17 protein-coding genes are annotated in these 17324 nt (G+C 65.3%); 10 read left to right on the plus strand and 7 right to left on the minus strand.

Annotation, left to right across the window (positions count from 1 at the left end; translation table 11 throughout):
* Positions 1-3: 3 nt before the first annotated feature.
* Positions 4-813 (plus strand): glutamate racemase, encoded by an 810-nt coding sequence (gene murI / locus HZS63_RS00200; RefSeq protein ID WP_180682011.1) that lies wholly within the window; start codon positions 4-6, stop codon positions 811-813.
* Between the two features lie 39 nt (positions 814-852).
* On the opposite strand, the gene pmbA is transcribed toward murI, so the two are convergent.
* Positions 853-2271: a metalloprotease PmbA gene (gene pmbA / locus HZS63_RS00205; RefSeq protein ID WP_180682012.1), complete on the minus strand. Its 1419-nt coding sequence runs from the start codon at positions 2269-2271 to the stop codon at positions 853-855.
* Between the two features lie 21 nt (positions 2272-2292).
* On the opposite strand from pmbA, the gene yjgA reads away from it, so the two are divergent.
* Both yjgA and mog read left to right on the plus strand, forming a co-directional pair.
* A complete protein-coding gene (gene yjgA, locus HZS63_RS00210; RefSeq protein WP_180682013.1) occupies positions 2293-2922 on the plus strand; it encodes a ribosome biogenesis factor YjgA in 630 nt (209 codons plus the stop codon).
* Complete coding sequence (gene mog, locus HZS63_RS00215) at positions 2919-3512, plus strand: molybdopterin adenylyltransferase (protein WP_180682014.1); 594 nt, start codon at positions 2919-2921, stop codon at positions 3510-3512. The genes yjgA and mog overlap by 4 nt, the downstream gene beginning before the upstream one ends.
* Before the next feature lie 14 nt (positions 3513-3526).
* Here the strand turns inward: mog and cysE are convergent, their stop codons facing one another.
* Positions 3527-4294 carry a serine O-acetyltransferase gene (cysE, locus tag HZS63_RS00220; RefSeq protein WP_180682015.1) on the minus strand — a complete coding sequence of 256 codons (768 nt, stop codon included), beginning with the start codon at positions 4292-4294 and terminating at the stop codon, positions 3527-3529.
* Between the two features lie 9 nt (positions 4295-4303).
* Entirely contained in the window at positions 4304-5053 is a 750-nt protein-coding gene (locus tag HZS63_RS00225) for an RNA methyltransferase (RefSeq protein WP_180682016.1), read from the minus strand.
* Positions 5054-5161: 108 nt separating this feature from the next.
* On the opposite strand from HZS63_RS00225, the gene HZS63_RS00230 reads away from it, so the two are divergent.
* The 7 genes from HZS63_RS00230 to HZS63_RS00255 all read left to right on the plus strand — a co-directional run bounded on the left by HZS63_RS00230 (position 5162) and on the right by HZS63_RS00255 (position 12240).
* Entirely contained in the window at positions 5162-6058 is an 897-nt protein-coding gene (locus HZS63_RS00230) for an inositol monophosphatase family protein (protein ID WP_180682017.1), read from the plus strand.
* Positions 6042-6812 carry a flagellar brake protein gene (locus HZS63_RS00235; RefSeq protein WP_180682018.1) on the plus strand — a complete coding sequence of 257 codons (771 nt, stop codon included), beginning with the start codon at positions 6042-6044 and terminating at the stop codon, positions 6810-6812. Before HZS63_RS00230 ends, HZS63_RS00235 begins: the two co-directional genes overlap by 17 nt.
* 18 nt (positions 6813-6830) lie before the next feature.
* The gene (locus HZS63_RS14070; RefSeq protein WP_281364015.1) at positions 6831-6965 is read left to right on the plus strand and encodes a hypothetical protein; all 135 of its coding nucleotides are present in this window, start codon (positions 6831-6833) and stop codon (positions 6963-6965) included.
* A gap of 81 nt (positions 6966-7046) precedes the next feature.
* Complete coding sequence (gene mutS / locus HZS63_RS00240; RefSeq protein ID WP_180682497.1) at positions 7047-9677, plus strand: DNA mismatch repair protein MutS; 2631 nt, start codon at positions 7047-7049, stop codon at positions 9675-9677.
* Positions 9678-9765: 88 nt separating this feature from the next.
* Positions 9766-10464: a protein-L-isoaspartate O-methyltransferase family protein gene (locus HZS63_RS00245; RefSeq protein ID WP_180682019.1), complete on the plus strand. Its 699-nt coding sequence runs from the start codon at positions 9766-9768 to the stop codon at positions 10462-10464.
* An 11-nt stretch (positions 10465-10475) separates the two neighbouring features.
* The gene (locus HZS63_RS00250) at positions 10476-10823 is read left to right on the plus strand and encodes a rhodanese-like domain-containing protein (RefSeq protein ID WP_180682020.1); all 348 of its coding nucleotides are present in this window, start codon (positions 10476-10478) and stop codon (positions 10821-10823) included.
* Between the two features lie 136 nt (positions 10824-10959).
* Complete coding sequence (locus HZS63_RS00255; RefSeq protein WP_180682021.1) at positions 10960-12240, plus strand: TolC family outer membrane protein; 1281 nt, start codon at positions 10960-10962, stop codon at positions 12238-12240.
* A 16-nt stretch (positions 12241-12256) separates the two neighbouring features.
* Here HZS63_RS00255 and HZS63_RS00260 read toward each other — a convergent pair whose 3' ends face one another.
* The 4 genes from HZS63_RS00260 to HZS63_RS00275 all read right to left on the minus strand — a co-directional run bounded on the left by HZS63_RS00260 (position 12257) and on the right by HZS63_RS00275 (position 17301).
* Entirely contained in the window at positions 12257-12751 is a 495-nt protein-coding gene (locus tag HZS63_RS00260) for a thioesterase family protein (protein WP_180682022.1), read from the minus strand.
* A 50-nt stretch (positions 12752-12801) separates the two neighbouring features.
* Positions 12802-13560 carry an enoyl-CoA hydratase gene (locus tag HZS63_RS00265; RefSeq protein ID WP_180682023.1) on the minus strand — a complete coding sequence of 253 codons (759 nt, stop codon included), beginning with the start codon at positions 13558-13560 and terminating at the stop codon, positions 12802-12804.
* A gap of 88 nt (positions 13561-13648) precedes the next feature.
* Entirely contained in the window at positions 13649-14884 is a 1236-nt protein-coding gene (locus tag HZS63_RS00270; protein ID WP_180682024.1) for an acetyl-CoA C-acyltransferase, read from the minus strand.
* A 14-nt stretch (positions 14885-14898) separates the two neighbouring features.
* Positions 14899-17301, minus strand: a complete 2403-nt coding sequence (locus HZS63_RS00275; protein WP_180682025.1) for a 3-hydroxyacyl-CoA dehydrogenase/enoyl-CoA hydratase family protein — start codon at positions 17299-17301, stop codon at positions 14899-14901.
* Positions 17302-17324: the final 23 nt, after the last annotated feature.

Raw genomic sequence — 17324 nt, forward strand, 5'->3', positions numbered from 1 at the left:
ACCATGACATCCGCAGGCCCCGCGGCACCCGTCGGCGTGTTCGACTCCGGCGTGGGGGGCTTGTCGGTGCTGCGGGAAATCCATGCCCAATGGCCGACGGAGGCTCTGGTCTATGTCGCCGACTCGGGTCATGCGCCCTATGGCGAAAAATCCGCCGATTTCATCGAGGCGCGCGTCCGTCACCTCATCGATCACCTGCGTGGCTGCGGGGCCAAGGCCATCGTGGTAGCCTGCAACACCGTCACCGGCCTGATGATCGAACGCCTTCGGCAGCATTACCCGCAAACCCCGATTGTCGCCATCGAGCCGGCCGTCAAGCCGGCGGCGCAGTCCACGCGCAGCGGTGTCATTGGCGTCCTGGCCACCCGACAAACCGTCGCCAGCCCTGGTCTGGCCCGGCTCGTGGACACCTATGCCCAAGGCAAGCGGGTCCTGCTGCAAGCCTGTCCGGGTTGGGTGGAGCGGGTGGAGCGCGGGCTGCTGGACGGGCCCGACACCGAAGCGGCGGTCGCCGCATACGTCAACCCACTGCTGGCACAGGGGGCCGACACCCTGGTGTTGGGTTGTACCCACTACCCCTTTCTGGCTCCGGTGATCCAGCGGCTGGCAGGGGATGGCGTACAGATCATCGACCCTGCCGCCGCCGTGGCAAGAGAACTGGGTCGGCGACTCGCGCAAGCGGGGCTGGCCGCCCCGGCCGGGGCAGAAACGGCCGCTGACGTGACCTTCTGGACCAGTGCCGACACCTCACAAGCCGCCTGCCTGATCGCCCGGCTATGGGGCCAGCCGGTGCAGCCTCAGCCACTGCCCTGAGCGGTTCTGTTTGCGTGGCCGAGGCCCCAGGCTCAGGACTCAGCTGCCCGCCACCTTCATGCGGTTGATCAGCACGGAGCCCACGTTTTTGGCGCCGTAGGCGTACTCGTCAGCACCGATGGCTTCCATGCCCAGGAACATGTCCTTGAGGTTGCCCGCGATGGTGATTTCCTGTACCGGATAGGCGATCTGGCCGTTGTCCACCCAGAAGCCAGCCGCGCCACGGGAGTAGTCACCCGTCACGTAATTCACACCCTGCCCCATCAGTTCGGTCACGAACAGGCCGGTTCCCAGTTTGCGCAGCATGGCGTCCAAGTCATCGGCGGGATCGGTGAGGCGGCTGCGCAGGTACAGGTTGTGCGAGCCTCCCGCATTGCCGGTGGTGCGCATGCCGAGCTTGCGTGCCGAGTAGGTGGACAGGAAATAGCCCTTGACGCAGCCGGCGCTGACGACTTGACGCGCCACGGTCTTGACCCCTTCGTCATCGAACGGCGCACTGCCCTTGCCGCCGATGATGAGCGGATCCTCGTACAAATCGATGTGCTTGGGAAACACCTGCCGCCCCAGACTGTCCACCAGGAAGCTGGTCTTGCGGTAGAGCGCGCCACCACTGACCGCCTGCACGAAGGCCCCGAGCAGCCCGGCCGCCAGCGGCGCTTCGAACAGCACCGGGCATTCGGTGGTGGCGATCTTGCGGGGCTTCAGCCGGGCCAACGCGCGCCGCGCGGCGTACTCGCCCACGGCCTCGGGGCTCGCCAAGTCGAGCGGTGAACGCATGGAGCTGAACCAATAGTCGCGCTGCATGCCCGCGCCCTTGCCAGCGATGGGAGCCACCGACAGGCTGTGCCGGGAACTGGCATAACCTCCCCGGAAAATGCCTTCGCGTCCCCGTTCGCCGCCGCGCATGTGCTCGGTGTAGAAGTGCGATTGCTGGGCCGACACCCCGGCTCCTTCGCTGTTGGTGATCAACCGGCTGGTGGCAAAGGCCGCCGCCTCGCAACGCAGCGCGATCTGCACCGCCTCTTCGGGCGACAGGTTCCAGGGGTGAAACAGCTCCAGGTCGGGGTAGCTGTTGGCCACATCCTGCTCGTCGGGCAAACCGGCCACCGGGTCTTCGGCGGTGAAGCGCGCAATGTCGTAGGCGGCCTGCACCGCCTGGCGGATGGCGGCGGGAGAAAAGTCCGAGGTGGAGGCGTTGCCACGGCGTTGCCCCAGGTACACGGTCACGCCCAGCGACTTGTCGCGGTTGCGCTCCACGTTCTCCAGGGCACCTTTGCGTACCGAGACGCTCAGGCCCGAACCCTCCGAAACCTCGACCCCCGCATCGGCGACGCCCAATTGGCGGGCATGGGTCAGGGCCAGGTCGGCGAGCGCTTCGAACTCGCTGCGGGCATACTGAAAACCTGGTTCGGCAGAAGCGGCAGGCTTGGGGGAACGGGGAGAGCGCGTCTTTTTCATGCTGGCGGCTATGATACTTGGATGGCACGCAAACCCACCAAAGGCTACTTCGTCAAAGGCCATTTCGTTGCAGAGGGCAGCGAACTCGACCTCGAACTCAAACGCGCACTCAAGGGCGACGTCGAGGTCAGCAAGACCGACCTGAAAAAACGAAGCGACCGCCTGCAGGCGCTGGGCGAGCAGTTGCTCACGCTGCGCCCCGGGCTCATGGACACACTCGATCTGCCGGACAAGCTCATCGAGGCCATTGCCGAGGCCAAGCGCATCACCCACTTCGAAGGCAAGCGCCGACAGATGCAATTCATCGGCAAGCTCATGCGCCAGCTCGATGACGACGCCGTGGCCGCCATTGAAACCGCGCTGCAAGTGCAACACCAGAGCAGCGCCGCCGACACCCTGCGCCTGCACCAGGCCGAGCAGTGGCGCGAGCGACTCATCGCCGACGATCAGGCCTTGCAAGATTGGCTGACCCTGGACCCCGATGCCGACCTGCAACATCTGCGCTCACTGATCCGCCAGGCCCGCAAAGACGCGCAGGCCCAGCGTGCAGCGGAACGGCCGGGCGAAGCCCAACGCCACGGCAGAAGCTACCGAGAAATCTTTCAAATCGTCCGTGAACGCCTGGACGCCCAGGCAGCATCCCAACCATGAGCACCCACGACCCCGTCAAGATCGGCATCGTTTCCATCAGCGACCGCGCCAGCTCCGGCGTCTATCAGGACAAGGGCCTGCCCGCCCTGCAGGACTGGCTCACCCGAGCGCTGAAAAACCCCCTCAGCTTCGAGGCCCGCCTCATCCCCGACGAGCAGGCCGTCATCAGCCAGACCTTGATCGAGCTGGTGGATGCCGGCTGTGCCTTGGTGCTCACCACGGGAGGAACCGGCCCGGCCCAGCGTGACGTGACCCCCGAAGCCACGCTGGCCGTGGCGCACAAGGAACTGCCTGGCTTCGGTGAACAGATGCGCCAGATCAGCCTGCGCTTCGTGCCCACGGCCATCCTGTCGCGCCAGGTGGCGGTGATCCGCGAGCAGACGCTGATCATCAACCTGCCGGGTCAGCCCAAGAGCATCGCCGAAACGCTCGAAGGGCTCAAAGACGCCGAAGGCCAGCCCGTGGTGCACGGCATCTTTGCGGCTGTGCCCTACTGCATCGACCTCATCGGCGGGCCCTACCTGGAAACCCACGACGAGGTCTGCAAGGCGTTTCGGCCCAAGAACGCGGTGCGCGCGCCGCGCGCCTGAGCCGCCCGCCCGGCTTACTTGCCGACCAGATCGCTGAGCTTTTTCGCCTCGAAGTGCTCTTCGCGCGCGGCATCGGGCGGCAGGCCCGGCGCTTTGGCGCATGCCAGCTTCTCGATGGCCTGCCACAGCAGCGCGATCTGATGCTCATGGCCTGCCGCGCTGTCGATGAGCCCGCGCAAAGCCTGTGACAGCGGGTCATCGTTCTGCGTCACGCCATAAGCGGAAAAGCCCATCTTGGAAGCGGCCTCCTCGCGCCGGGCATCGGCCTCGGCCTGGATGATGCGCGCCGGATTGCCCACGGCCGTGGCACCCGCGGGAACGGGCTTGGTCACCACGGCATTGCTGCCGATCTTGGCGTCATCCCCCACGGTGAAGCCGCCCAATACCTTGGCGCCTGCACCCACCACGACGTTGCGCCCGAGCGTGGGATGACGCTTTTGCCCCTTGTACAGCGAGGTTCCCCCCAACGTGACGCCGTGGTAAATGGTGCAGCCGTCCCCGATTTCGGCCGTCTCTCCGATCACCACGCCCATGCCATGATCGATGAAGACACGCTCGCCCAATTGGGCGCCGGGATGGATTTCGATGCCGGTGAGCCAGCGATTCCAGTGAGAGATCCAGCGCCCCAACCATTTGAACCCGGCGTTCCAGCAGGCATGCGCCAGCCGATGCAACACCACGGCATGCAGGCCTGGGTAGCAGGTCAGCACTTCCCAGCGCGAGCGCGCTGCCGGATCGCGTTCCAGGATGCAGTCGATGTCGGACTTGAGGCGGGCAAACATGGCATCAGTCTAGCGCTTTGCGCGCGCCGCGGTCTCCAGCATGGCGCGCGCCACCCCGCGCAGAATATGGACTTCTGCCTCGGTCGGCTGGGCCCGATTGAACAATTGCTGCAACCGAGGCATGAGTTTTTTCGGAGCAGCCGGATCCAGATAATCCACGGCCACGAGCGCCTGCTCCCAATGCCGCAACATCGCGGCCAGCATCTGGGCGTCGGCTGGGCGCTGCGCCGACTCGTGGGCCGAAGGGACGGCAGAGACATGGAAGCCGCCCAACGCCATTCGCCATTCGTAGGCGATCAACTGCACCGCCGCCGCCAGATTCAGCGAACCGTAGTCGGGCGCCGTGGGAATGCTCAGGCACACGTGGCAACGGTACACATCCTCGTTGCGCATGCCGTAGCGCTCCGAGCCGAACAAAAAGGCCACCCCTGCCGGGGCATGCGTCTGGCTGAGCGCCTCCAGATGCGCCCGGGGGGCGCGGGTCGGCGGGCCGAAATCGCGCGGCGTCATGGCCGTGGCGCACAGGTGGGTCATGCCGTCCAGGGCCTCGTCCAGCGTTTCCACGATCCGGGCCTTGCTCAGCACATCGGCGGCTCCGCTCGATCGCTCGACCGCCTCCTCGCAGTGCAGCACACCCGGCCAGCGTGGGCGCACCAGCACCAGATCGTCGAAGCCCATCACCTTCATCGCGCGGGCCGTCGCCCCCACGTTGCCGGCGTGGCTGGTCTCGATCAGGATGAAGCGGGTGGCTGAAGCCATGGGGAATGCAAGCAGATGCCGTTCGGGTTGTCCCGACCTGAAGGCGGCCGGTAAAATGCGGTATTGTCGCTGTCATCGAACAGCCCATGCCCGCTCCTCACACAATTTATGTCCTCCCATCTCCACCCCATGCTCAACGTGGCCATCAAGGCTGCGCGCGCCGCCGGCACCGTCATCAACCGGGCCTCGCTCGATATCGAATCGGTACGGGTATCGGCCAAACAAACGAACGATTTCGTCACCGAGGTGGACCATGCGGCCGAGCAGACCATCATCGACACACTGCTGAGCGCCTACCCCGACCACGGCATCTGGGCCGAGGAGTCGGGCCGACGGGAGGGCAAAGGCCGCGACAAAGGCCATGTGTGGATCATCGACCCGCTGGACGGCACCACCAACTTCATTCACGGCTTTCCGGTTTACTGCGTCAGCATCGCGCTGGCGGTCAACGGTCGAACCGAACAGGCCGTGGTGTACGACCCGACCCGAAACGACCTGTTCTGTGCCACGCGTGGTCGTGGAGCCTACCTCAACGACCGGCGCATCCGCGTGGCCAAGCGTACCCAGTTGCGCGACTGCCTGATCAGCACCGGCTTTCCGTTCCGCCCGGGCGACCATTTCCAGACCTACATGCAGATGCTGCAGGACGTGATGCCCAAGGTGGCCGGCGTGCGCCGCCCCGGCGCGGCGGCACTCGACCTGGCCTACGTGGCTGCGGGGTTTGCCGACGGTTTCTTCGAAGCCGGTCTCAGCCCTTGGGACGTGGCGGCCGGCGCCCTGCTCGTCACCGAGGCCGGGGGGCTGGTCGGCAACTTCACGGGCGAGGCCGATTTTCTGGAACAGCGCGAATGCATGGCGGCCAACCCACGCATCTACGGCCAAATGGCCAACCTGTTGGGCAAATACAGCAAGTTCGCCAGCGCCGGTGACAAGGCCGCCGTGCGTCAGGCAGCGGCCATCGCCCCAGAAGCCCAGGACGACCCCCGACATGGAAGCGCGGACTGACGTCAACCGGCTGCCCGGCGAGAACAGCCCCTACTGGATCCAGTACCCGCTCGACATCCGGCAGCAGTTCCGGCTCCTGTGCAAACACGGCGAGCGTGTGCGGTTGTGGTACGGTCCGTCGGACTCGATCGTCTCGGTGGTGCTGGAGGTGCGGGACAACGGCGACCTGGTGTTCGACGTGGGCCCGGACGCCCGCACCAACCAGCGCCTCCTTGCAGCCCCCAATGTGCTGTTCACCAGCATGATGGATGGAGTCGAACTCAAGTGTGCGCTGGGGCCGCTGCGTGAAGTCATGCACGAGGGCCTGCCCGCTTTTGCCTCCGCCCTGCCGACCCGGTTGCATCGCCTGCAACGGCGGGACTGTCACCGCATGCCGATTCCGGTCGGCCACGCTGTGCATGGCGAGATCCCCAGCTCACCCCAGGCCGGCCCGCGTCCCTCTGACCGATCGGCGCAACGCATCCCCATCAAGCTGATCGACATTTCCCTGGGGGGCGTGGCATTCGAGCTGCCCAGCGGCACCTCCCACACCTGGGAGCGAGGGCTTCGTCTGCCCGAATGCCGGCTCCAACTCGACGACATGGGTGTCGTCAGCGTGGATCTGGAAGTTCGGCATATCGCCGACATCCACACCCGCAGCGGCACCGTCCGGCGCAAGGTGGGATGCAGGTTCACCCGGCTGTCGGCCGGCGCGGAAAACCTCATCCAGCGCTACATCACCCGGCTGGAGCTGAACCGGCGCAACGTAGGCTGATCACCTGCGCAAACTGCTATGCTGTACGCCTACCCGAACCGGCGGGCCGACACTGTGGCGGGAGACCGTGGCGTCAAGGCCGCGCTGACAGATGAAGGTCGTGGGCGGGCAGTCAAGGTGATCGACGCCGGCAAAGTCTCCCCAAGTAGCTGAATGACAAAGACACGAGATGATCATGGCGGTGAACCCAGGCTTCTACCTGCAGGGGTGGGGGAGCTGGAAAACCACACCCCCATGATGCAGCAGTACCTGCGCCTGAAAGCGGATCACCCGCACACCCTGCTGTTCTACCGCATGGGGGATTTCTACGAGCTGTTCTACGATGACGCCGAAAAGGCCGCTCGCCTGCTCGACATCACTTTGACGCGCCGTGGCCAGTCGGCCGGTGCGCCTGTGGTCATGGCCGGCGTGCCTTTCCATTCGGTCGAGACCTATCTGGCCCGGCTCATCAAGTTGGGCGAGTCGGTGGCCATCTGCGAACAGATCGGCGACCCGGCCAACAGCAAGGGGCCCGTCGAACGCAAGGTGGTGCGCGTGGTCACGCCCGGCACGCTGACCGATGCCGAGCTGCTCAGCGACAAAAGCGAATCCGTGCTGCTGGCCGTGCACATGGGCAGCCGCCACACCTGTGGACTGGCTTGGCTCAGCCTGACGCAAGGCATCGTCCACCTGGCCCAGTGCCCGCGCACGGAACTGCGCTCGTGGGTGGCACGCATCGGCCCGAGCGAGTTGCTGCACAGCGCCGAGGTCACGCCCGCTTTCGAACAAGAGCTACAGGACATGCAGCGCCAGTGGTCCGCACTCAGTGGTCACGGCTCGGGCACCCGACTCTCGCTGTCCTTGCGCCCGGCCTGGGCGTTCGATGCATCGCTCGGGGCGCGTAAACTCTGCGATCAATTGCAGGTCAGCACCCTGACGGGCTGGGGGGCACAGGATCTGCCGGAGGCGCACGCGGCCGCTTCCGCCCTGCTGGACTACGCCGAGCACACCCAGGGCCGCGCGTTGAGTCACGTGCGCCAGCTTCGGGTCGCACGCCCGCAAGAACTGATCGAGTTGCCTGACACCACCCGCCGCAACCTGGAGCTCACCCAGACGCTGCGGGGAGAAAATGCACCCACGTTGTTTTCGCTGCTCGACACCTGCCAGACCGGCATGGGCAGCCGTCAGCTCAAGCGCTGGATGCTGGAGCTTGCACGCGACCGCGCACCGGCCCGCGAGCGGCTCGAAGCGCTTGGCCGCCTGCGCGATGGCCTGCACGCCCCCCTGCGTCAAGCTCTCAGAGGCGCGAGCGATGTGGAACGCATCACCGCCCGCATCGCGCTGCGGCAGGCACGCCCGCGCGAACTGGTAGGACTGGCGCAAACGCTGATGCGCACACAGGAGCTGGCCCATGTTCTGAAGCAGGCCTTGCTGGCAGACGCCCACCCATGCGGCGAGTTGCTGCCCCGGCTCGCCGATCAACTGCTGCCGCCCCCCGGCTGCGCCGAGCTGCTGCAAGCCGCGCTGCTGCCCGAACCCGCCGCCCTGATCCGTGACGGCGGCGTGATCAATCACGGTTACGACGCCGAGCTCGACGAGTTGCGCTCCATCCAGAACAACTGTGATGATTTCCTGCTCGCACTCGAAGCCCGGGAGCGGGAACGCACCGGCATCGCCAACCTGCGCGTGCAGTACAACAAGGTTCACGGCTTTTACATCGAAGTCACACAAGGCCAACTCGACAAGGTGCCCGACGACTACCGTCGCCGCCAAACCCTCAAGAACGCCGAACGCTTCATCACCGCCGAACTCAAAGCCTTCGAGGACAAGGCCCTGAGCGCCCAGGAACGCGCGCTGGCGCGCGAAAAATGGCTGTACGAAGGCGTGCTGGACCAGTTGCAGGCGCACATCCCCGGGCTGAGCCGCATCGCCCAGGCCATCGCCACCCTGGATGCACTGTGCGCGCTGGCCGAGCGCTCGCTCACCCTGGGCTGGACTGCCCCCGAATTCGCCATCGAACCTTGCATCGAAATCCGTGCCGGGCGCCACCCCGTGGTCGAGGCACGCCTGCAGGAAACCGGTGCGGGCACCTTCATTCCCAATGACACCGTCATGGGCCCCAAGGCCCGGATGCAGATCATCACCGGCCCCAACATGGGGGGTAAATCCACCTACATGCGGCAGGTGGCCGTGATCGCCCTGCTGGCCAGCATGGGCAGCTACGTACCGGCGGCCTACTGCCGCCTGGGCCCGCTGGACGCCATCCACACCCGCATCGGCGCAGCCGACGATCTCGCCAATGCGCAGTCCACCTTCATGCTGGAGATGACCGAAGCCGCGCAAATCCTCCACCACGCCACGCCACACAGCCTGGTGCTGATGGACGAAATCGGGCGCGGTACCTCGACCTTCGACGGCCTCGCGCTGGCGTCGGCCATTGCCACGCACCTGCACGACAAGGTCAAGGCCTTCACCCTCTTTGCCACCCACTACTTCGAGTTGACCGAGTTCCCGGCCGAACACCATGCCGCCGTGAATGTGCACGTCAGCGCCGTCGAAGGCCAAGGCCGCGACATCGTGTTCCTGCACCAGATCGAGCCCGGCCCCGCCAGTCGCAGCTACGGGGTGCAAGTGGCGCGTCTGGCCGGCGTGCCGGCTGCCGTCGTGCTGCAGGCGCGCCACACCCTGGAAGCGCTGGAGGCGCACAGCGCCAGTACCCGACTGCAGGTGGACCTGTTCTCGCCCCCCCCAGCCGCCGCCACGCCTGAACCGCACCCGGTCGAGCAGGCGCTGGCCGCCATCGACCCCGATACCCTCAGCCCCCGAGAAGCCCTCGATACCCTGTACCACCTGCATCAGTTGCTGAAACAGTCATCGAAGACATGACGTATTTGCGCACATACTCCCAGCCGAGCCAGAAACCTTGCTTCGGTAGAATATACAAGAATCGGCTAATATACCCAACGGAGTATTCATGAGCACCGCAGCCACCGCTTTCGACTTCGAACAAGCCCGCTTCAACATGATCGAACAGCAGATTCGACCGTGGGAAGTGCTGGACGCGCGCGTGCTTGGGCTGCTGGCTCAGGTCAAGCGCGAACAATTCGTGCCCGCCGCCTTTCGGGCCTTGGCACTGGCCGACATGGAAATCCCTCTCAGCAGCCCGGCCGTCGAGGGTGAGTGTATGCTTCCCCCCAAAGTGGAGGCTCGTGCCCTGCAGGACCTGAATTTGCAACCCACCGACAACGTGCTCGAAATCGGCACCGGCTCTGGTTACATGGCCGCCCTGATGGGCAAACTGGCAGCCCATGTGCTGAGCCTGGAAATCAACCCGGTGCTCGCTCAACAGGCGCAAGCCAACCTGAAGGCTGCAGGCATCACCAACGTGGAGGTTCGCGTCGCCGATGCCGCCGCCAGCCGCTTCGCCGCTTGCGTGAGTGAAGCGCCCTACGACGCCATCATCGTCAGCGGCTCCATTGCCGAGGTGCCATCCGACCTGCTGGAACTGCTCAAGGTGGGGGGGCGGCTGTTTGCCATCGTCGGCCAAGAGCCCATGATGCGCGCCACCCTGGTGCGCCGCTCCAGCGAAGTCGCCTACCACACCGAACAGCCCTGGGACATCGTGGCCCCGCGCATGCGCCACTTCCCGGAACCCTCGCGCTTTCAATTCTGAACAGGCCGCCCGTGATGGACCACATCCGTCCCGCTCAACTTGCCCAATGGCTGGAACAGTGCCGTCAACAAGGGGAGGAACGCCCTGTGGTGCTGGATGTGCGCGAGCCATGGGAAGTGCAACTGGCCAGCGTCAAGGCAGATGGTTTCGATCTGGTCCACATGCCCATGGCCAGCCTGCCCGCCCGGCTGGCTGAACTCCCCCGGCACAGGCCCATTGCCTGTTTGTGCCACCATGGGGGGCGCAGCGCGCAGGTGGCCTACTTTCTGAAAAACCAGGGCTTCGACCCTGTCGTCAACATCAGTGGCGGCATCGACGTCTGGTCGGCCGAGCTGGACCCGACGGTTCCGCGCTATTGAAGCCTGTTATACGCCTGCATTCGAAAGACGAATCACCATGACCGCCCACACGCCTGTTCACATCCAGTCAGTGCCTCGCACTGGTGCCTTTCTCGTCGGGCGCCGGCCGAAGGGAAAGGTGTGGTCGACAGTCGCCATGGCAGCAGCACTGTTGGCCCTGCCGGCACACGCTCAAAGTCTCAAAGAACTGTACGAAGCGGCGCGCGGGTTTGACGCCACGTTCCTGGCTGCGCAGGCCCAGTTCGAAGCCGACCGGGCACGGGCCGAGCAGGCTCGGGCCGGGGTGCTGCCGAGCGTCGAACTGAACGGAGGCGCCAACTGGACCAACACCGACAGCAACATCCCAAGCCAGGATCGCACCACCAACAGCCAGAACATCGGCGTGTCTGCCTCGCACCCGCTGTACCGGCCGGGCAACCGCATCGCCCTGGAACAAGCGCTGAAATCGGTCGAGATCGCGCAGGCCCGGCTGGAGAGCGCAGAGCAAGACCTGATTGTGCGCACCGCTCAAGCCTATTTCGACGTCCTCGGCGCCGAGGACAACCTGACCTTCGTCAAGGCCCAAAAAGCCGCTGTGTCCGAACAACTGGCGGCGGCGCAACGCAACTTCGAGGTCGGCACCACCACCATCACCGACACACGCGAAGCCGAGGCGCGCTTCGATCTGGTCAGAGCCCAGGAAATCGCGGCCGAGAACGATCTGCGTGTCAAAAAACTCGCGCTGGATCAACTGGTCGGCCGCAGCAATACCCAGCCCTGGCGGCTCGCCGAGGGCAGAGCCCTGCCTGCCGTCGTACCCGATGATGCCGATGCCTGGGTCAGTCGCGCCGAAAACGTCCACCCTCAACTGCGACAGGCCCGCAGGGCATTGGACATTGCGCAGCTTGAAGTGCGCCGTGCCGAAACCGCCAAAGGGCCCACTCTGGACGCCGTGGCGCAGTACCAGTTCGCCCGAGGCCCGAACCCGACGGGCACCTATGCCCGGGACTACAACGCCACCGTCGGCGTGCGCTTCAATCTGCCGCTCTACACGGGGGGGGCGGTGCAGAATCGCATCGCCGAAGCGCTCGCTCTACAAGACCGTGCGCGCGCCGACCTCGATGCCGCCGAACGCACCATTGCCCAAACGACTCGGGCCGCTTATTTCGGCGTCGTCTCCGGCATGGGCCAGGTGAAGGCCCTCGAGGCCGCCGAGCTGTCCAGCCAAAGCGCCCTGGAGGCGAACCAACTCGGCTACCAGGTGGGGGTGCGCATCAACATCGACGTGCTCAACGCCCAAAGCCAGCTGTTCCAGACCAAGGCCGATCTGGCCAATGCGCGCTACAGCGTGCTTGTCAATGGCTTGCGTCTGAAGCAAGCCAGCGGGGTGCTCAGCGCCGAAGACCTCGATCCCATCAACACCCTGCTCCAACCCTGAGCCATCCAGACGTTACTCAGGACACGATGTAGGCCCCTGCCCCGCAGGCCAGCAGCTTGCCGTCGGATCCGTGAAAACCCATGCGGGTGGAGGCCACGCGTGAGCCCAGCCGCAGCACTTCGGCACGCAATTCGAACCACTCCCCGATGCCCGGGCGCAGGTAGTCGATACGCAGATCGATGGTGCCCAGCTTTGCGAAGCGGTGCAGGCGCTGCTCGGGGGCTTCGTCCATGTGCCGGGCACCGATGGCGGCGATCACGGCCAGGCCACCCATGGCGTCCAGCCCAGCGCTGATCACGCCCCCGTGAAGGCGGTTGTAGGCAAAGTGCCCCACCAGTTCGTGGCGCATGTCGATGCGGGCGGTCACGAGCTCTGGGGTGATCGATGTGATCTTGAGCCCGATCACGCTATTGAACACGACCTTTTGCTCGAAGATCTGCCGCACGCCCTCGATGAATTCGGGCTCGAATACCACCGGCTGGACCGGGGGATGGACGATGGTCTTGCTCATATTGGGGTGAAATCCGGTTGGCGCTTTGAATGGAAACGTGGTGCACGTGGTTACTGAAAGCGCGGAGCACGCTTTTCCATGAAAGCGGCGAATGCTTCTTTGGCTGCAGGCTCGCGCAGCATACGACCGAAAATGGCGCCCTCTTCCGACATGGCCTGGAGCACCAGGGCCTGCTGGCCTTTTTTCATGAGGCGTTTGGTTTCGAGCAGCGAACTCGAGGGCTTGGCGGCGAGTTTGCGGGCCACCTGTGCGGCGTAGGCGTTGACCTCGGCCGGCGGCAACACCTTGTTGACCAACCCCACTTCCAGCGCCGCTTCCGCATAGAAGGGCTCGCCGAGCAGCAGTGCTTCGGCGGCACGGTGGTAGCCGAACATCTGCGGTGCCAGCAGGCTGGACGCGCCTTCGGCACACAGGCCCAGGTTCACGAAGGGCATGGAGAACGCCGCGTTGTCCCCGGCATAGACGAGATCGAAATGGAACAGCATGGTCGTGCCGATGCCCACGGCCGGGCCGCACACCGCCGCCACCAGGGGTTTCGGAAAGCTGGCGATGTTACGCAGGAAACGGAACACCGGCGCGTCTTCGCCCGCTGGAGGCTGGTGAAGAAAGTCCCCCAGGTCGTTGCCGGCACTGAACACGGTTTCATCCCCTTGCACAACCACCACGCGCACGGACGCATCTGCTTGCGCTTGCTCCAGCGCATCGGCCAGGCTGGCGTACATGGCGGCGGTGAGGGAATTCTTGCGGGCCAGACGGTTGATGGTCAGCGTGGTGACGCCGTCTTCGGTGTGAACGAGGATGTCGGACATGGGGAAAAGTCTCCGGTTGGCGATCGATTATCGTGAAAAAGCCCGGCATGGACCGGGCTGATGGGTGACATCTGGTGACCGGGCGGCCTCAGACACGCTCGAAGATACCGGCAGCGCCCTGGCCCATGCCCACGCACATGGTCACCATGCCGTAGCGCTTATTGTGGCGGCGCAGCGCGTGCACCACTGTCGCGGAACGGATAGCGCCCGTGGCTCCCAGCGGGTGGCCCAGTGCGATGGCGCCCCCGATCGGGTTGACCTTGGCGGGATCCAGCCCAAGCTGATTCATCACCGCCAGCGACTGGGCGGCGAACGCCTCGTTGAGCTCGATCCAATCCAGATCGTCCTGCGACAGGCCACCGGCCTTGAGCGCCGCTGGAATGGCTTCGATGGGACCAATGCCCATGATGTGCGGAGGCACTCCACGGCTGGCATAGCTGACGAAACGGGCCAGCGGCGTGAGTCCAAAACGCTTGACGGCGGCCTCGCTGGCCAGGATCAACGCCCCGGCACCGTCCGATGTCTGCGAGCTGTTGCCAGCGGTCACGGATCCCAGTCCGGTGGGCGTCAGGTCCGCCCGGCGCGGAATGGCGAACGCCGGCTTGAGCTTGGCCAGCCCTTCGAGCGAGGTGTCAGGGCGAGGGCCTTCGTCCAGATTCACCACACGGGTGCTGAGGCGCACTTCACCGCTGGCCAGGTCCAGATCGCGCTGGATGACTTCCACCGGCGTGATTTCGTCGCTGAACTCGCCAGCTTGCTGGGCCTTGAGTGCACGCTGGTGCGACTGCAAGGCGAAGGCATCCTGCGCTTCGCGGCTGATCTTCCACTGCTGGGCCACCTTCTCGGCGGTCAGGCCCATGCCGTAGGCGATGCCGTAGTCTTCCACGTTGTCGGTGTTGGCAAAGATGGTGGGCGACAGGCTGGGCGAGTTGCCCATCATGGGCACCATGCTCATGCTTTCCACACCAGCGGCGATCATCACGTCGGACTCGCCCACGCGGATGCGGTCGGCGGCCATCTGGACCGCGCTCAGGCCGGACGCACAGAAGCGGTTGACGGTGATGCCGCCCACACTCTTGGGCAAGCCCGCCAGCACGGCGCCCACCCGAGCCACGTTCAAACCCTGTTGGGCCTCGGGGATGGCACAGCCGCAGATCACGTCTTCGATCGCCGCCGGGTCCAGACTGGGCACCTGGGCCAGCGCCGAGCGCAATATGTGGGCCAACAGGTCGTCAGGCCGGGTATGCTTGAAATAGCCTTTGTGCGACTTGCCAATGGGCGTGCGGGTGGCCGCGACGATGTAGGCGTCTTGAACTGGTTTCATGTCGGTGCTCCGCTTCAGTTGCGCAGGGGTTTGCCGGTGTTGAGCATGCCCAGGATGCGCGCTTGCGTCTTGGGGTGTACGATCAGGCTGCAGAAAGCCTGGCGCTCCAGTTTCATGAGGTAGTCCTCGCTCACCGGGGTGCCGGCCTCGACATCGCCTCCCGTCAGCACATGGGCGATCAGGCTGGCGATGTGAAAGTCGTGCTGGCTGATATAGCCGCCGTCGCGCATATTCACCAACGAGCCCAGGATAGTGGCTTTGGCCGACCGCCCGGCCACTGGGAACAGGCGCTTGAGCGGCGGGCGGTAGCCGGCATTGAACATCGCCTTGGCTTCGGCGATGGCCACGTAGAGCAACTCGTCCTTGTGCGGCACGATGATGTCGCTGTCCAGCAGGTAACCCAGCTTGCGGCTTTCCAACGCGCTGGTGCCCACGGTGGCCATGGCGGCGGCTTTGAAGCCTTCGGTCAGGAAAGGCAGCAGATCGGTGCCGGTGGAGGCCTGGGCGTTTTCGGCAGCCCGGCGGGCGATGTAGGTGAGGCCGCCAGCACCCGGCACCAGCCCCACGCCCACCTCGACCAAGCCGATGTAGCTCTCCATGTGGGCCACGCGCTTGGCGCAATGCACCGCCAGTTCACAACCGCCTCCCAAGGCCATGCCCCGCACCGCGGCCACGGTGGGCACTTGGGCGTAGCGCAGCTTGAGCATGACGCGCTGCAGCTCGGCCTCCACGTCCTCGATGGCCGCAACGCCTGCCGCGATGAAGGCGGGCATGACGGCTTGCAGATCGGCACCCACGCTGAAGGGTTCGTCCCCGGACCACACCACCAGACCCTGATACTCAGCTTCTGCGAGATCGACGGCACGGCTCAGACCTTCGGTCACGCCGGGGCCGATCGCATGCATCTTGCTCTTGATGCTGGCGATCAACACCTCGTCATCGAGCGTCCAGAGGCGGATGTCGGCGTCCTCATGGATGGTCTTGCCGGCGGTCTGGAACACCGGGGCGTTTTCGCCCAGCAGTTGTTCGCGAAAAAGCTGGCGCTGGTACACCGGCAGATCGCGCTTGGGCTGGAACTGCCCGGTCGTGGGGTTCCAGGAGCCTTCGGGCTGGTGCACCCCGCCACGCTCGGCCACGGGGCCCTTGAACACCCACTCGGGCAGGGGCGCGTTGCACAGCGCCTTGCCAGCGTCGATGTCGGCCTGGATCATCTGGGCCACTTCCAGCCAACCGGCCTCCTGCCACAGCTCGAAGGGGCCCTGCTTCATGCCAAAGCCCCAGCGCATGGCCTGGTCCACGTCACGCGCGGTGTCGGCTATGGCTGCCAAGTGCACGGCGGCATAGTGGAAGCCGTTGCGCAGAATGGCCCACAGGAACTGGCCCTGCGGCCCCTCGGCGTTGCGCAGCAGCTTCAGGCGCTCGGCGGCGGGCTTCTTGAGCATGCGGCCATAGACCTCGTCGGCCTTTTGGCCGGCGGGCACATAGTCCCTGCTCTGCAGATCGAAGCGCAGGATGTCGCGCCCCACCTTCTTGAAAAAACCGGCCTTGGTCTTCTGACCCAGGTGGCCCAGCTCCAGCAGCACCTTGAGCACCTCCGGCGTGCCAAAGCTGCCGTAGAAGGGGTCGGTCTCGGGGCTGAGGGTGTCCTGCAGCGTCTTGATGACGTGGGCCATGGTGTCCAGGCCCACCACGTCGGCGGTGCGGAAGGTGCCGCTGCTGGCACGGCCCAGGCGCTTGCCGGTCAGGTCATCGACCACGTCGAAGGTCAGACCAAAGCGCTCGGCCTCTTTCATGGTGGACAGCATGCCCGCGATGCCGATGCGGTTGGCCACGAAGTTGGGGGTGTCCTTGGCGCGCACCACGCTCTTGCCCAGGCCGGTGGTCACAAAGGCTTCGAGCTGATCCAGCACCTGCGGCTGGGTGGCTGGCGTGGCGATCAACTCCACCAAGGGCATGTAGCGCGGCGGGTTGAAGAAGTGGATGCCGCAGAAGCGCGGGCGCAACGCTTCGGGCAAGGCCTCGGACAGCGCCCCGATGGACAGGCCCGAGGTGTTGGAGGCCAGCAGCGCGCCCTCGGCCACATAAGGGGCGATCTTGGCGTACAGGTCGCGCTTCCAGTCCATGCGCTCGGCGATGGCTTCGATGATGAGATCGCATTCACGCAGCCGCTCCAGATGCTCCTCGTAGTTGGCGGGCTGGATCAGGTCGGCATCGCTGGCCACCCCGAGCGGGCTGGGCTTGAGCTTCTTGAGGTTGGCGATGGCGCGGGTGACGATGCCGTTCTTGTCGGCCGATTTCGTATCCGGCAGGTCGAACAACACGACAGGCACTTGGCAATTGACGAGATGCGCGGCGATTTGCGCCCCCATCACGCCAGCGCCCAGCACGGCGACTTGTTTCACGGTAAAACGTTTCATAGCGGTTCCTTGGGTTGTCGATG

It is taken from the genome of Tepidicella baoligensis, from assembly GCF_013432195.1.
GTDB classification, from domain to species: Bacteria; Pseudomonadota; Gammaproteobacteria; order Burkholderiales; family Burkholderiaceae_C; genus Tepidicella; species Tepidicella baoligensis.

Excerpts from the sequence above, each read along its gene's own strand:
- HZS63_RS00275 (WP_180682025.1), bottom strand. The coding sequence starts at position 17,301 with ATGAAACGTTTTACCGTGAAACAAGTCGCCGTGCTGGGCGCTGGCGTG.
- HZS63_RS00245 (WP_180682019.1), top strand. The coding sequence starts at position 9,766 with ATGAGCACCGCAGCCACCGCTTTCGACTTCGAACAAGCCCGCTTCAAC.
- HZS63_RS00265 (WP_180682023.1), bottom strand. The coding sequence starts at position 13,560 with ATGTCCGACATCCTCGTTCACACCGAAGACGGCGTCACCACGCTGACC.
- HZS63_RS00260 (WP_180682022.1), bottom strand. The coding sequence starts at position 12,751 with ATGAGCAAGACCATCGTCCATCCCCCGGTCCAGCCGGTGGTATTCGAG.
- murI (WP_180682011.1), top strand. The coding sequence starts at position 4 with ATGACATCCGCAGGCCCCGCGGCACCCGTCGGCGTGTTCGACTCCGGC.
- pmbA (WP_180682012.1), bottom strand. The coding sequence starts at position 2,271 with ATGAAAAAGACGCGCTCTCCCCGTTCCCCCAAGCCTGCCGCTTCTGCC.
- HZS63_RS00235 (WP_180682018.1), top strand. The coding sequence starts at position 6,042 with ATGGAAGCGCGGACTGACGTCAACCGGCTGCCCGGCGAGAACAGCCCC.
- mutS (WP_180682497.1), top strand. The coding sequence starts at position 7,047 with ATGATGCAGCAGTACCTGCGCCTGAAAGCGGATCACCCGCACACCCTG.
- cysE (WP_180682015.1), bottom strand. The coding sequence starts at position 4,294 with ATGTTTGCCCGCCTCAAGTCCGACATCGACTGCATCCTGGAACGCGAT.
- HZS63_RS00230 (WP_180682017.1), top strand. The coding sequence starts at position 5,162 with ATGTCCTCCCATCTCCACCCCATGCTCAACGTGGCCATCAAGGCTGCG.
- HZS63_RS00225 (WP_180682016.1), bottom strand. The coding sequence starts at position 5,053 with ATGGCTTCAGCCACCCGCTTCATCCTGATCGAGACCAGCCACGCCGGC.
- HZS63_RS00270 (WP_180682024.1), bottom strand. The coding sequence starts at position 14,884 with ATGAAACCAGTTCAAGACGCCTACATCGTCGCGGCCACCCGCACGCCC.
- HZS63_RS00255 (WP_180682021.1), top strand. The coding sequence starts at position 10,960 with ATGGCAGCAGCACTGTTGGCCCTGCCGGCACACGCTCAAAGTCTCAAA.
- HZS63_RS14070 (WP_281364015.1), top strand. The coding sequence starts at position 6,831 with ATGCTGTACGCCTACCCGAACCGGCGGGCCGACACTGTGGCGGGAGAC.
- mog (WP_180682014.1), top strand. The coding sequence starts at position 2,919 with ATGAGCACCCACGACCCCGTCAAGATCGGCATCGTTTCCATCAGCGAC.
- yjgA (WP_180682013.1), top strand. The coding sequence starts at position 2,293 with ATGGCACGCAAACCCACCAAAGGCTACTTCGTCAAAGGCCATTTCGTT.